Origin of the sequence: Nonomuraea sp. B19D2 (genome assembly GCF_040137845.1) — a bacterium.
GTDB lineage: Bacteria > Actinomycetota > Actinomycetes > Streptosporangiales > Streptosporangiaceae > Nonomuraea.
In genome coordinates this window covers 69,738-83,010 of the sequence record NZ_JBEFAK010000019.1, presented here as the reverse complement: position 1 = coordinate 83,010, position 13,273 = coordinate 69,738, and the positions used below count along the sequence as shown (strand labels likewise).

13 protein-coding genes are annotated in these 13,273 nt (G+C 70.6%); 7 read left to right on the top strand and 6 right to left on the bottom strand.

The features are described from left to right. Window position 1: 1 nt before the first annotated feature. Window positions 2–1,117 carry a GAF domain-containing sensor histidine kinase gene (locus ABN273_RS31190; RefSeq protein WP_349452634.1) on the top strand — a complete coding sequence of 372 codons (1,116 nt, stop codon included), beginning with the start codon at window positions 2–4 and terminating at the stop codon, window positions 1,115–1,117. Further along, entirely contained in the window at window positions 1,114–1,728 is a 615-nt protein-coding gene (locus tag ABN273_RS31185) for a response regulator (RefSeq protein ID WP_349452633.1), read from the top strand. Before ABN273_RS31190 ends, ABN273_RS31185 begins: the two co-directional genes overlap by 4 nt. 6 nt (window positions 1,729–1,734) lie before the next feature. On the opposite strand, the gene ABN273_RS31180 is transcribed toward ABN273_RS31185, so the two are convergent. Next, window positions 1,735–2,385: a hypothetical protein gene (locus ABN273_RS31180; protein ID WP_349452632.1), complete on the bottom strand. Its 651-nt coding sequence runs from the start codon at window positions 2,383–2,385 to the stop codon at window positions 1,735–1,737. Between the two features lie 169 nt (window positions 2,386–2,554). Here ABN273_RS31180 and ABN273_RS31175 point away from each other — a divergent pair, with 169 nt between their 5' ends. Then, window positions 2,555–5,071 (top strand): protein kinase domain-containing protein, encoded by a 2,517-nt coding sequence (locus tag ABN273_RS31175; protein WP_349452631.1) that lies wholly within the window; start codon window positions 2,555–2,557, stop codon window positions 5,069–5,071. Here the strand turns inward: ABN273_RS31175 and ABN273_RS31170 are convergent. Beyond that, on the bottom strand, window positions 5,061–5,777 hold the full coding sequence (locus ABN273_RS31170; RefSeq protein WP_349452630.1) for an Rv1486c family protein: 717 nt from the start codon (window positions 5,775–5,777) through the stop codon (window positions 5,061–5,063). The two genes, ABN273_RS31175 and ABN273_RS31170, sit on opposite strands and share 11 nt — an antisense overlap. 68 nt (window positions 5,778–5,845) lie before the next feature. On the opposite strand from ABN273_RS31170, the gene ABN273_RS31165 reads away from it, so the two are divergent. The 4 genes from ABN273_RS31165 to ABN273_RS31150 all read left to right on the top strand — a co-directional run bounded on the left by ABN273_RS31165 (window position 5,846) and on the right by ABN273_RS31150 (window position 8,658). Further along, window positions 5,846–6,634, top strand: coding sequence for an ABC transporter ATP-binding protein (locus tag ABN273_RS31165; protein WP_349452629.1), 789 nt, complete (start codon window positions 5,846–5,848; stop codon window positions 6,632–6,634). 86 nt (window positions 6,635–6,720) lie between these two features. Then, on the top strand, window positions 6,721–7,641 hold the full coding sequence (locus ABN273_RS31160; RefSeq protein ID WP_349452628.1) for an SPFH domain-containing protein: 921 nt from the start codon (window positions 6,721–6,723) through the stop codon (window positions 7,639–7,641). Between the two features lie 9 nt (window positions 7,642–7,650). Beyond that, window positions 7,651–8,406 (top strand): sulfite exporter TauE/SafE family protein, encoded by a 756-nt coding sequence (locus tag ABN273_RS31155; RefSeq protein WP_349452627.1) that lies wholly within the window; start codon window positions 7,651–7,653, stop codon window positions 8,404–8,406. Between the two features lie 30 nt (window positions 8,407–8,436). Further along, window positions 8,437–8,658, top strand: coding sequence for a DUF8836 family protein (locus ABN273_RS31150; RefSeq protein ID WP_349452626.1), 222 nt, complete (start codon window positions 8,437–8,439; stop codon window positions 8,656–8,658). On the opposite strand, the gene ABN273_RS31145 is transcribed toward ABN273_RS31150, so the two are convergent. The 4 genes from ABN273_RS31145 to ABN273_RS31130 are packed head-to-tail and all read right to left on the bottom strand — an operon-like array spanning window position 8,651 to window position 13,239. Next, window positions 8,651–9,475, bottom strand: a complete 825-nt coding sequence (locus tag ABN273_RS31145; protein ID WP_349452625.1) for an NAD(P)H-binding protein — start codon at window positions 9,473–9,475, stop codon at window positions 8,651–8,653. The genes ABN273_RS31150 and ABN273_RS31145 overlap by 8 nt on opposite strands. Window positions 9,476–9,503: 28 nt before the next feature. Further along, on the bottom strand, window positions 9,504–10,415 hold the full coding sequence (locus tag ABN273_RS31140; RefSeq protein ID WP_349452624.1) for a Rieske (2Fe-2S) protein: 912 nt from the start codon (window positions 10,413–10,415) through the stop codon (window positions 9,504–9,506). A 30-nt stretch (window positions 10,416–10,445) separates the two neighbouring features. After that, window positions 10,446–11,057: an HD domain-containing protein gene (locus ABN273_RS31135; protein WP_349452623.1), complete on the bottom strand. Its 612-nt coding sequence runs from the start codon at window positions 11,055–11,057 to the stop codon at window positions 10,446–10,448. A 1-nt stretch (window position 11,058) separates the two neighbouring features. After that, complete coding sequence (locus ABN273_RS31130) at window positions 11,059–13,239, bottom strand: molybdopterin-dependent oxidoreductase (protein ID WP_349452622.1); 2,181 nt, start codon at window positions 13,237–13,239, stop codon at window positions 11,059–11,061. Between the last annotated feature and the right edge of the window lie 34 nt (window positions 13,240–13,273).

The window sequence follows — 13,273 nt, the reverse complement described above, 5'->3', positions numbered from 1 at the left end:
CGTGTCCCCCGACCGAGACGAGATCCTGCAGGCGGTGAGCTCGGCGGTGCTCGCCGTCACCCGCCACCTGTCGGTCCGCGAGGTGCTGCAGGTCATCGTACGCTCGGCGCAGCGGCTCCTCGACGCCCGCTACGCCGCGCTGGGCGTGCCCGACGAGGACGGGTCGTTCGCCGAGTTCGTCGCCGAGGGCATCACCGACAAGCAGTGGGACGCGATCGGGCCGCTGCCCAGACAGCACGGCATGCTCGGCGCGATGCTCCGCGACGGCACCCCCGTCAGGCTGCCCGACGTGCGCAAGGACCCGAGGTTCGAGTGGTGGCCGAAGGCCCACCCGGTCATGAAGGACTTCCTCGGGGTGCCGATCCGCGATGGCGAGCAGGTGCTCGGCATCATCTTCCTGGCCAACAAACGCACGCTCGGCGGCTTCACCGAGGCGGACCAGGACCTGCTCACGCTGTTCGCCGCGCACGCCGCCATCGCGCTCACCAACGCCAGGCTGTACGAGCGCGGTCGCGAGCTGGCCATGCTGGAGGAGCGCAACCGGGTGGCACGGGAGCTGCACGACGCGGTGACGCAGAAGCTGTTCTCGCTCAGGCTCACCGCGCAGGCCGCCTCCGCGATGCTCGACCGGGCGCCCGAGAAGGCCGCTCAGGAGCTCGAACGTGTCCAGCGTCTGGCCGGGGAGGCCCTGTCCGAGCTGCGGGCCGTGATCGTCGAGCTGCGACCGGCCGAGCTCGACCGGCACGGCCTCGCCGAGACGCTGCGCAAGCACGTGCGCATGCTCGACCGGCTCCAGCCGTCCCTGGTCACGTTCGAGTGCGCGGAGCTGCCGGAGGTCGCCTCCGCGGTCGAGGTGGCGGTGCTGAGGGTGGCCCAGGAGGCGCTGCACAACGCGCTGAGACACTCGGAGGCCGGAAGCGTATCCGTGCGCCTGGCATACGAGAACGGCAAGCTGGCGTTGACCGTACGCGACGACGGCAGGGGTTTCGAGCAGGCGGAGTCACGCGGCCTGGGGCTGGTGTCGATGCGCGACAGGGCGGAGTCCGTCGGCGGGGTCATGACCGTCGAGTCGGCCCGGGGCAGCGGGACCACGGTACACATGGAGGTGGGCGTTTGATCCGGGTGCTGATCGCCGACGATCACCCAGTGGTACGGCAGGGGCTGCGTACGTTCCTCGACCTGCACGACGACATCACAGTCGTCGGCGAGGCGGGCGACGGGGCGCAGGCCGTCGAGCTGGTCGCGGAGCTGGCGCCCGACGTGCTGCTGCTGGATCTGAAGATGCCGGTGCTCGACGGGCTCGGCGCGCTCGAGCGCCTGACCGGGTCGGCGACCAAGGTGGTCGTGCTGACGTCGGTGAGCGACCGCTCCGACGTGGGCCCGGCGATGCGGGCTGGGGCTTCGGGATTCCTCTACAAGGACGTCGATCCGCCGGCGCTGGTCCAGGCCGTGCGGGCCGTGCACGGAGGGCAGGTGCTCCTGGCGCCGGAGGCGGCCGAGGCGATGTGGTCGCCGCAGAACGACCCGCCGGGGCCCGTGCAGCTGACCGAGCGCGAGCGTGAGGTGCTCGCGCTCATCGCGGCCGGCCGGTCCAACCGGGAGATCGCCAGGAGCCTCGCCGTCGCCGAGAAGACGGTCAAGACCCACGTCTCCAACGTGCTGATGAAGCTGGGCGTACAGGACCGCACCCAGGCCGCGCTCTATGCGGTGCGGCACGGCCTGGGGTAGTGGGGCTCAGGTGTCCTTCTTCTTGTTCGTTTCCTCGTGGCTGGCGGGCGGGTTGTACGTCTTGACCGGGGGAGGCGGCGTCCACGTCCGGCCCGGCCGCCGCGGCGGGGTGACGATCTGGGTCTTGACCGTCTTGAGCCACAGGTAGCCCTTGATGCCGAGGCGCTTGAGCTCTTCCTCGTCGATGTTCTCCATGCCCTGGTCGACGTCGAACGACATCACGCCGACCTTGGCCGCGACCGTGCCCCTGGTGCCCTTCTTCAGGGTCAGCTGGAAGTTGAGCCAGTCGGTCTTGCCCTTCTCAAGCCGCAGCGGTCCCCAGCACCAGAACCACTGGCCCTCCCAGGTGCACTTGGTGCCCTTCGGGCCGCCCCAGCGCAGGGTGGGCCGGACGCCCTTGGGCAGCTTGCCGCCCATCCAGTAATAGTCGGCGTAGTAGGGGCCCAGGTTCTTCGCCCGGACGTAATATGTGATCTTTCCGCCGCGCTTGGTGCGGGTGGTGTGCTTGACGGAGATCTTGAATTTCGAGAACGGCTTCGACTGCGTGACCGCCGCGGCGGTGGGCGCGGTGGTGGTGGCGGCGCTCGCCTGGGCGGGCACGGCCAGTGGCGCGGCGGCCAGACCACCGGCTAAGAACAAGCTGACGCTTCTGCGCATGGAACGGCTCCCCGTACGGTGCTGGAAATCCCCGATCATCTCCACGATTATTGCGAAGGGCAAATTTTTCGCAAAGAGCGTTGATCTTTCGTGACCTGGGATGGCTTGCGGGTGTTCGCCCGGGCCTATCACGCTTGATCGGGGGGTCTAGCACGACGGGGAGGGCCAGGTGCCGGAAACGCACCCCTTACAGCCGACCGATCCGCGGACACTGGGCGACTACCGGCTGATCGGCCGGCTGGGCAAGGGGGCGCAGGGGATCGTTTTCGCAGCCGAGTCGCCTGACGGGCGGCGGGTGGCGATCAAGTTGCTCAACACCCGGTTGGACAAGCCGGGCCTGGACTCCGAGCGGTTCATGCGCGAGGTGGCCGCCGCGCGCCGGGTCGCCCAGTTCTGCACCGCCCAGGTCCTCGGGGCGCACATGGACGGCGAGCAGCCGTACATCGTCAGCGAGCTGGTGGACGGGGTCTCGCTGCAGGCGGTGGTGCAGCGGGCGGGGCCGCGTACGGGCGGCGCGCTCTACCGCCTGGCCGTCGGCACGGTCACCGCCCTGGCCGCCATCCACCGCGCCGGGGTCGTGCACAGGGACTTCAAGCCCAGCAACGTGCTGCTCGGGACCGACGGGCCACGGGTGATCGACTTCGGCATCGCACGGGCGCTGGACTCGTCCATGACGCTCAGCAGCGGGATCGTGGGGACACCCGCGTACATGTCGCCCGAGCAAGTCTCGGGTGAGCGGGTGGGGCCGGCCAGCGACCTGTTCAGCTGGGCCCTGACCATGGTGTTCGCGGCCACGGGGCGGCCCGCGTTCGGCGAGGACAGCCTGCCCGCGGTCGTCTACCGGGTGATTCACGACGAGCCCGACCTCTCCGCGCTGCCGGACGATCTGCGGCCGATCGTGCAGGCGTGCCTTCGCAAGCGGGCCGGCGAGCGGCCCACGGCGGCGGAGGCCCTGTTCGCGCTGCTGGCGAACCAGGGGGAGTCGCCGGGGTCCGACGGCGAGGTCGCGCTCAACACGGGGTCCCAGCTCGCCGCCGGACGCACTCCTCCAGACCCGCCACCACTCGCGGTGAACTGGGGCACGCCCCCCTCCGGCCCGAACGCGTCTCCCGCGGGGAACGGCTGGGCGAGTCCCGACGGTCGGCCGTCCGGGTGGGCGCGTCCGTCGGGAAGCGGATATCCGCCCCCGCAGACGCCTTCGGCCGGGCCGCCTGCCACGCCGTACGTGCCGCCGCAACACGGACCCGCGCCCGGTCATGGTGCCATGCCGGGACAGCGGCAGGCGCCGCCGCCCTATCCGATGAACGCGGCGCCTCCATCAGCCGTGTCCCCTTCGGTGCCTCCGCCGGCCGCGCCCCCTTCGGCGGCGCCCCGGCAGAAAGCATCTGGGGCCGGGGCGCCGGTGGACAACGACGCGTTCTTCAGGCACGCGCCGGTCGAGGAGCAGCCAGGTGAGGCCAAGGCCAGGCGCAGGCGGGCGGCCATGGTGTCCGGCGCGCTCGTCGTGGCGCTCGCTCTGGCCGGAGGGGTGCTGTTCTTCGGGCCGACGATGTTCGGGACCGGTCAGCGAACCGGCGAGGACTGGCCGCAGCCGACCACCTCCGCCAGCGCGAACCCCGTACCGACCCAGACCCAGACCCAGGCCCAGCCCCAGAGCCAGACCCCGGCCCCGACCGAGACGGCGGCCCCCGTCACCACACCGACCCCCACCCCGACCGTCGCCCCCACGCAGGCGGTCGTCCCCGTGCTCGGCAAGCAGGACGGGAAGGCGTTCAAGGGCCACACCAAGGGTGTGCAGACGCTCTCCGCCCTGTCGGCGGGCGGCAAGACGTGGCTGGTCACCGGGGGTCAGGACGGCCGGGTGCGCCTGTGGGACCTGGCCAGGCACAAGTCGCTGGCCACGATGAAGGGCCACAGCGAGGAGGTGTACGCGGTCGCCTGCGTGATGGTGGGCAAGACCCCCATGGCCGTCTCCGGCGGCTACGACGGCAGCGTGCGCCTGTGGAACCTCAAGACCCACAAGGGCAAGGTCCTCGGCTGGCACGGCGAAGCCGTGTACGCGGTCGCGGTGACCAAGGTGAAGGGCAAGTACGTCGCGGTCACCGGCGACGCCGACGGCTACCTGAGGTTCTGGGACCTGAAGAAGCGCAAGGCCACCGGAAAGATCATCAGAGCCCACCGCAAGCCGGTCAACTGGCTCAACGCCACCCACATCGGCGACCGGGCCGTCGCCATCTCGGCCGGCGAGGACGAGACGGTCCGGATGTGGGACATGTCCAAGCACAAGGCGTACGGGAAGACGTACAAGGGTCATTCCAGGGGCGTCTACTCGGTCGCCGTCGGCAACGTGGACGGGAAGACGGTCCTAGCATCGGGCGGTAAAGACGGAAAAATCCGGATCTGGGATCCGAAGAGCCGCAAGACCATCGCCACCCTGTCCGGGCACAAGAAGATCGTTTACTCGCTCTCCTTCGGCACCCTCGACGGCCGGACGGTGCTGCTGTCCGGCAGCACCGACGGCACGATCAGGCTCTGGGACCCCGAGACCCGCAAGACACTCGGCAAGCCGGTCAAGGCGCACAAGAAGGGTGTGTACGCCGTGGCCATCGTCCCCTTCGACGAGGGCGCGGCCATCGTGTCCGCGGGCAAGGACAAGGTGGTCAGGCTGTGGAAGATCAGTTCCTGAGCGGCTCGAAGATCGCGTGATGGGCGGCCACGAGCGCACGGCGTACCGCGCGGTCCAGCTCGCGCAGGGCCGCGGCGCGGGCGGCGATCTGCCCCGACGTGAGGCCGCGCTCGTCGGCCAGCCGCAACATGCCGGCCAGGCGGGTGGCGAGGGCGGAGACGCGGCGCGCCCGCGCGGGATAGCCGGGCGCCAGCTCCCCGCCCCGGCGCTCCACGTCCGAGGGGCGGGCCTGCATGGGGCCCTCGACGGAGGACAGCGCCTCGGTGGCCGAGCGCATGGCCTCCGACAGCTCCCGTTCGGCCTCCGAGAGCGTCGGCAGATCATGGCGTACGGGCCCGGAGTCATGCACTTCCAGGCGTACCCCGACATAGGAGGACCCGCGAAGATCCGGCGTGGGCACCAGGCCGAGGTTGCGGTCCTCGAGCACCGCGATGGCGGCCTCACCGGCGTCCACCGCGGCCGAGTTGAACGGCGCGGGCCCCGACAGCCCCAGCGGATCGCCGGGGGCGGGCAGGGCGAGCCGGAGCTCCCGCAGCCCGTCGGAACGCAGGTTTGCGAGGTATTTACGCAACGGGACGTCCCCAGCGACGGCGGGGCCGCCGGTGGCTTCCACGTGGTCAGCCGCCTCGTCGAGGCCGACGTGACCGGCGAGCCACGCGTTGCCCCAGGCGACCAGGGAGGGACAGACAGGCGATTCAGGGCGCACCGATCCACGATAAGCGCTCGCCCTGCAATAGGTTTGTCCCGAGCGTGACTCCTAAGGAGGTATCGGGGATGGGTGGTCAGGTGCTGCGGCTACAGGACGTCGCCGTCAGGCGCGACGGAGCCGCCCTGCTGCGCGGCATCGACTGGACGGTCAACGCGGACGAACGATGGGTCGTCGTCGGGCCCAACGGTGCGGGCAAGACCACGTTGCTGCAGGTCGCGGGCACGTTGTTGTATCCGAGTGAAGGATTGGTCGAGGTTCTCGGGGAGCGGCTCGGGCAGGCGGACGTGTTCGACCTGCGGCCGCGGATCGGGCTGGCGAGCGCCGCGCTGGCCGAGCGCATCCCGCCCGAGGAGAAGGTCATCGACCTGGTGCTGACGGCCTCGTACGGCATCATGGGCCGCTGGACGGAGGAGTACGACTCCAACGACGTGACCAGGGCCGTCGAGCTGATCGACATGATGGGCGCGGCCCACCTGATCAGGCGGCGGTTCGGGACGCTGTCGGAGGGGGAGCGCAAGCGGGTGCAGATCGCCCGCGCGCTCATGCCCGACCCCGAGATGCTCCTGCTCGACGAGCCCGCGGCCGGGCTCGACCTGGGCGGGCGCGAAGACCTGGTGCGGCGGCTGTCGGTGCTGGCGGGCGACTACCGCTCGCCGACGCTCGTGCTGGTGACGCACCACGTCGAGGAGGTGCCGAGCGGGTTCACGCACGGGCTGCTGCTGCGGCACGGCTCGGTGGTGGCGCAGGGGCCGCTGGAGCACGTGATGACGCCCGACAACCTCTCGCAGACGTTCGGGGTGCCGCTCTCGCTGGAGCGCAGCGCCGAGGGCCGCTGGTACGCCCGCGCCTACTAGATCACCATTTATGCATATAAAAGCCGCCCTGGGCTGAAACGAAATAGGATCTACGGAGTCGGTTCCCTCGACTTCGGAGCGTCGCCATGTCCGTCGAGCAGCTCATCGTCGCCCTGGTCGTGGTCGCGGCGGTGGGCTTCGGGGTGGCCCGCACTGTGCGCATCATCCCGCAGGCCACGGCCGCCATCATCGAGCGGCTCGGCCGCTACCACAGGACGCTGAGCCCGGGGCTCAACCTCGTGGTGCCGTTCATCGACCGCATCAAGGACATGATCGACCTGCGGGAGCAGGTGGTGTCGTTCCCGCCGCAGCCGGTCATCACCTCCGACAACCTCGTCGTGTCCATCGACACCGTCATCTACTTCCAGGTGACCAATCCGAAGGCGGCCACGTACGAGATCGCGAACTTCCTGGTCGGCGTCGAGCAGCTCACGGTCACGACGCTGCGCAACGTGGTCGGCGGCATGGACCTGGAGCGCACGCTGACCTCGCGCGAGGACATCAACACCGCGCTGCGCGGCGTGCTCGACGAGGCGACCGGCAAGTGGGGCATCCGCGTCAACCGGGTCGAGCTCAAGGCCATCGACCCGCCCGCCTCCATCCAGGACTCGATGGAGAAGCAGATGCGCGCCGACCGCGACAAGCGCGCCGCCGTGCTGACCGCCGAGGGGCAGCGGCAGGCGGCGATCCTGCAGGCGGAGGGCGAGAAGCAGGCGTCGGTGCTGCGGGCCCGCGGTGAGGCGGAGGCGGCCGTGCTGCGTGCCCAGGCGGAGGCCGAGGCCCAGGCCATGCGTGCCAAGGGCCAGGCGGACGCGATCGGCATGGTGTTCAGGGCCATCCACGAGGGAAAGCCGGACCAGCAGCTGCTCGCCTACCAGTACCTGCAGACCCTGCCCGAGATCGCCAAGGGCGACGCCAATAAGATCTGGATCGTCCCGTCGGAGATGGGCAAGGTCCTGGAGAACCTCGGCGGCCTCTTCGCGCCCCCCAAGAGCCCGGACACGTAAGGAGGGTTCGTGACGGGGTGGGAGCTGGCCGCGGTCTGGGCGGCCGGTGCGATGGCCGGTGCGATCAACGCCGTCGTCGGGTCCGGCTCGCTGATCACGTTCCCCACGCTGATCGCCGTGGGCGTCGATCCCGTCACCGCCAACGTCTCCAACACCATCGGCCTCGTGCCGGGCTCGTTCACGGCCGCGCACGGCTACCGTCCCGAGCTCGAGGGGCAGCGCGAGCGCCTGCTGCGGCTGGGCCTGGCCTCGGGGCTCGGGGCGCTGATCGGCGGGATCCTGCTGCTGTTCCTGGATCCCGCCGTGTTCCGTGTGGTCGTCGTCGCGCTGATCGCGCTGGCCTGCGTGCTGGTCCTGGTGCAGCCCATGCTGAACCGGTGGCTGGCCGAGCGGCGCGAGCACGCGCACCCCCACGGGGGCGTGGCGCTGTGGCTCGGGGTGCTGGCCGCGGGTGTCTACGGCGGGTACTTCGGGGCGGCCCAGGGCGTGCTGCTGATCGGGCTGCTCGGCAGCTTCCTCGACGACCACCTCCAGCGGGTGAATGCCGCCAAGAACGTGCTCGCGCTGATCGTGAACGCCGTGGCCGCGGTGCTGTTCGTGCTGGTCGCGCACGTGGACTGGCCGGCCGTGGCCGGGGTCGCGCTGGGGGCGGTGACGGGCGGGTTCCTGGGCGCCAGGCTGGGCCGGCGCATCCCGGCGCCCTTGCTGCGAGGGATCATCGTCTGTGTGGGCATCGCGGCAATTTTCGTACTGGTGTACGGGTAATTCCAGACCTATATGGGTATGAATCCGTGCATGAAGGGTGATCGGGTGGAGATCGTCATCGATGCCGGTGGAACACCGCGTACTTACGAGATCAGGGCCACCCGCGCCGGCCGGCGGGTCGAGGTGACCACCCGGCGGGGGCTCGTCGAGGTGAGCGAGGTCACCCGCGGCGGGACGCCGGTGCGTACGGCCAGGTTCATGTCCAGCCGCATCCTCGCCCTCGTGGAGCACCCCGCGGGCGAGATCAACTGAAGTCCGCGGCGTGGTCCCGCGCCCACTCCCCGAACGTCAGCGCGGGCCTGCCGAGCAGCCGCTCCACGGTGTGGGTGACCTGCTCCGGAGCCGTCACGAGGCCCGCCCACGCCTGCAGCGCGCTGTCCACGAAGCCCGGGTCGCCCCAGGCCGCCAGGAGCTGCTCGCGGGCCACGTCCACCGGCAGCTCCGCCCAGCGCACCTCGCGCCCGACCGCCTCGCCGATCACGCGTACCTGCTCGGCCTGGGTCAGCTGTTCGGGGCCGCTGAGCACGTACGTGGCGCCGTTGTGGCCCGCCGAGGTGAGCACGTGCACGGCCACCGCCGCGATGTCCCTCTCGTGGATCAAGGACCTCGCGGCCTGCCCGTACGGCCAGCGCACCACGCCCTGCCTGATCTGGTCCGCCCAGCCCAGCGTGTTGGTCGCGAAGCCGCCGGGCCGCAGGAACGTCCAGCCCAGCCCCGAATGCCGGATCAGCCGCTCGATCTCGTGGTAGTGCATCACCGGCTCGTCCGGCACGTTCGCCGACAGATACACCACGCGCCGCGCGTGCCCGGCGACGGCCGTGACCACCTCTGCCGCATGGTCGGCCGTGAAGGACGGCCAGAGCAGGAACACACTTTCCACGTCTTTCAGCGCGGGTTCCAGCGTCTCGGGCGCGGTCAGGTCGCCGCGTACCACCTCGGCCCGTTCCGGCAACCGCGCGCGCTCCGGGTCCCTGACGAGTGCCCGCACCTCCAGCCCCGCCTGCGCGAGCTGGGAGACCACATGCCTGCCGACGTTGCCGGTCGCGCCGGTCACAAGAATTGTGCTCATGGGCCGACGGTAAAACCTCAAGCGAACTTCAGGTCAAGCCGGGCCGTACCTGGATCGTGCCGTCACGCCGGATCCGCGTCTCGAACATGGGCGCGGGCGCGGTTGCGGGGCCGTGCCGCACAGAGCCGTCGTCCAGCCTGAACGTGCTGCCGTGCCACGGGCAGACCACGCACGCCTCCCCGTTCTCGATGACCAGCCTGCCCTGGTGCAGCGGACCGGCCAGGTGGGGGCAGCGGTCGGCGAGCACGGTCACGGCCTCGCCCTGGCGCAGCACGAAGAGCTGGATGTAGCCGAGCCGCCGCGCCACGGGGCGGCCGTCCGGCAGGTCCCTGAGCAGGCACAGGTCGTGCCAGCCCAGCGGCACGAGGTGGGAGATCTGCGGGGCGTGGTTCGCCCCGGCCGCCTGCCGGTAGGCCATGTGGCCGCCGAGATAGCCGCCGAGCCCGGCCATCCCGAGCCCGGCCATGGTCAGGGCGCGGCCCGCCCGCTCGCGCCCGCGGAGCCGGGCCAGCAGGGAGGCGGAGAACAGGCCGAGCGCGGTCAGGTTGGACAGCATGTGGACGAAGCCCACCCGCTGCTGCTCGCGGTGGAGAGAGGACCAGTCGGTCAGCCCGGCCGCCGCCGTCGGCAGCGCGTTGGCGATACCCGTGGCCAGCAGCACGCGCGTGGCCTTGGTGTCGCCCTCGGCCACGTCGAGCACGGCCGCCGAGAGCCAGCAGCCCAGGCTGACATTGGCCAGGGGCGGGTGCAGCGGGCTGCCCATGGGGACGCCGTGCAGCAGATCGCGTAGCAGACCCGGGCGGATGCGCCGGCGCACGGCCTTGGCCAGGACTCTGACCGGCGTGTCGAAGGTCTTGGTCTTCTCGAGCTGATCTGCGAGGGCGACCGGCCCGGCAAGACCCCGCAGCTGCCGACGTTTCGCTCGCACTTCCTCTTTCACGACAAGTCCCCTACCCCGCCCATGTGGGGATCACTCGGACAGGTGTCCCCTGGCCACGGAGAGTTCGACCAGCTCCAGGGCGTACGCGCCGAGCGACGGCGAGCCCTCCTCGATGATCCGCACCTTCTCCCTGACCTGGGCGGCCTTGACCTTGAACAGCGGCCACGTGCCGCCCTCGGTGTGGTGGTTGGCCAGGATCGGGGCGAAGCGGTCGAGCGCCTTGGCGAATCTGGCCTCCGGTGTCTTCCTGGCCTCGAACTCGTCCCAGAGCTCCCGCACCCACATGCCCTGGTCGGGAGGCAGCAGGCCGAAAATGCGGTCGGCGGCGGCGCGCTCGGCCTCGGCCTGCGCGGCCACCTCCACCGGGTCGTAGATGAACGTGTCACCGGCGTCGATCTCGACCAGGTCGTGCACCAGCAACATGGCGACAACCCGCTGGAGATCGGTCCCCGGCGGGGCATGCTCGCCGAGGACCATCGCCAGCGTGCCCACATACCAGGAGTGCTCAGCGGTGTTCTCCCGCCGCGAGCCGTCTATCAGGTGGTTCCGGCGGATGATCCGCTTCAACTTGTCGATCTCGATGGCGAAGGCGATCTGGGCGTTCAGGCGGTCCTCTTCTGGCGCGATAGTCACGCGCGACACCTTAATGTGCGATGATCACCCCAGTTGGTGAAATCGTGACCGGAACTCCGTTGAACACCGCGTTACCACTTGGAACGTCGATGGCGGATTCGTCCGTGAGCGTGTTGACACTGACCCCGGCGTGCCCGGCGGCCACGCTCTGCGCGCTGCCCGCGTGACCCCATCCGTGCGGCAGGCTGACCACGCCCGGCATGATCGTGTCGGTCGGCTCGAGCGGCACCGTGATCTCCCCTGTGGCGGAGCGGACCACCGCCTCGCCGTCCAGCCCGAGCCTGGCCACGTCGGCCGGGTTGATCTGCAGCGTGCAGGCGTTGCTGCCGCCGACCAGCGGGCCGACGTTGTGCAGCCAGCTGTTGTTGGAGCGCAGGTGGCGCCGGCCGATCAGGACGATCTCCGGCGGCTCCTCGTCCAGCTTGCCGCGCAGCCGTTCGACGTCCTCGATGAGCTGCGGCGGCGCCAGCTCGATCAGCCCCGAGTGGGTCTTCAGCACCTCGCCGAGCCGGGGCTCCAGCGGGCCCAGGTCCAGGCCGTGCGGGTTGTCGAGCAGCTTGCGCAGCGACAGGTCTCCCTTGCCGGCCCACTCGCCGTAGGGGCCGAGCTTGAGCATGAGGTCGAGCCGGCGCTCGCTGCCCGTCTCGCCGTCCAGCGCGGCACGCAGCTCTGCCACGTCCCGCCCCTCGACGCCCGAGCCGGGCGTCTCGGTGGCCTTGCGCAGCGTCTCACCGATGACGAACTCGTCCAGGTCCCCTTCCAGCCCCGAGGCGATCATGGCCAGCCTGGCCAGGATCTCGGCCTCGGACGGCTGCCCGTCCAGCGGCAGCAGCGGCGGTGAGTAGCGCGCGTAGTTGCGTACCGCGAGCCCGAGCAGCGCGAAGTCGTAGTGGCCCGACTGCAGCATGCGCGGCGGCGGCAGGATGACGTTCGCGTGCTTGGTGGTCTCGTTGAGGTACGGGTCCACGCTCACCATGAAGTCGAGCCGGGCGAAGGCCGCGTCGAGCCTGTCCCCGTGGGGCGCCGACAGCACGGGGTTGCCCGCCACCGTGATCAGGGCCCTGACCTGCCCCTCGCCAGGCGTCTCGATCTCGTCGGCCAGTGTGGCCACGGGCAGCTCGCCGTTGGTCTCGGGCAGCCCCCTGACACGGCTCTTCCACCTTCCGACCGTGTACGGCCGCCGCCGGCCCCCCGACTCCGTCGCGGGCTTGGGGAACATGGCCCCGCCCGGCCGGTCGAGGTTGTCGGTGAGCACGTTCAGCACGTCCACGAGCCACTGGGCCAGCGTGCCGAACTCGGCCGTGCAGGTGCCGATCCTGGCGTAGACGGCCGCCGTACGCGCTCCCGCCAGCTCCCTGGCCAGCCGCACGATCACCGCGGCGGGCACCCCGGTGCGCCGGGAGACCGGCTCCGGCGGGAAGCGCTTGGCCGCCTCGCGGACCTCGGCCAGCCCGTTGACCTGGTGCCTGAGCGTCACAAGTTCCTCGGCGAACAGCACATTCACGATGCCGAACAGCAGGTAGGCGTCCGTCCCCGGGCGGACGAAGACGTGCTCGTCGGCCAGCGAGGCGGTCCGGGTGCGGCGCGGGTCGACCACCACGAGCCGGCCGCCGCGACGGCGCAGGGCCTTCAGCCGTCCGGGGAAGTCGGGTGCCGTGCACACGGAGCCGTTGGACTCCAGCGGGTTGGCCCCCAGCATCAGCAGGTAGTCGGTCCTGTCCAGGTCGGGGACCGCGATGGTCAGCGGATGCCCGAACATGAGCCCGCTCGCGACGTGCTTGGGCATCTGGTCGGCGGTGCTGGCGGTGTAGACGTTGCGGGTGCCGAGCGACTTGATCAGCGGCGCGCTGTACAGGGCGCCCGCCATGGTGTGCGCGTTCGGGTTGCCGAGGTAGACCGCGACCGAGCGGCGGTCGGCGACCCGGTCGAGGCCCGCCCTCACGGCGGCGAACGCCTCCTCCCAGCCGACCTCGCGCCACAGGTCGCCCTCCCTGATCAGCGGCTTGCGCAGCCGGTCGGGGTCCTCGTCGAGCCGGCCGAGGCTGGCGCCCTTCGGGCAGATGAACCCTTTGCTGAACGGATCGTCCTTGTCACCGCGGACGCTGGTCACGTGCCCGCCCTCGTCGAGGGTGAGCGTGAGGCCGCAGACTGCCTCGCAGAGGGGACAAGTCCGGTGGACGGTCGACGTCATCACGACTCCTGAGTTCGCCAGATGAACTCATCTT

Excerpts from the sequence above, each read along its gene's own strand:
- ABN273_RS31180 (WP_349452632.1), bottom strand. The coding sequence starts at position 2,385 with ATGCGCAGAAGCGTCAGCTTGTTCTTAGCCGGTGGTCTGGCCGCCGCG.
- ABN273_RS31165 (WP_349452629.1), top strand. The coding sequence starts at position 5,846 with ATGGGTGGTCAGGTGCTGCGGCTACAGGACGTCGCCGTCAGGCGCGAC.
- ABN273_RS31160 (WP_349452628.1), top strand. The coding sequence starts at position 6,721 with ATGTCCGTCGAGCAGCTCATCGTCGCCCTGGTCGTGGTCGCGGCGGTG.
- ABN273_RS31150 (WP_349452626.1), top strand. The coding sequence starts at position 8,437 with ATGAAGGGTGATCGGGTGGAGATCGTCATCGATGCCGGTGGAACACCG.
- ABN273_RS31145 (WP_349452625.1), bottom strand. The coding sequence starts at position 9,475 with ATGAGCACAATTCTTGTGACCGGCGCGACCGGCAACGTCGGCAGGCAT.
- ABN273_RS31130 (WP_349452622.1), bottom strand. The coding sequence starts at position 13,239 with ATGACGTCGACCGTCCACCGGACTTGTCCCCTCTGCGAGGCAGTCTGC.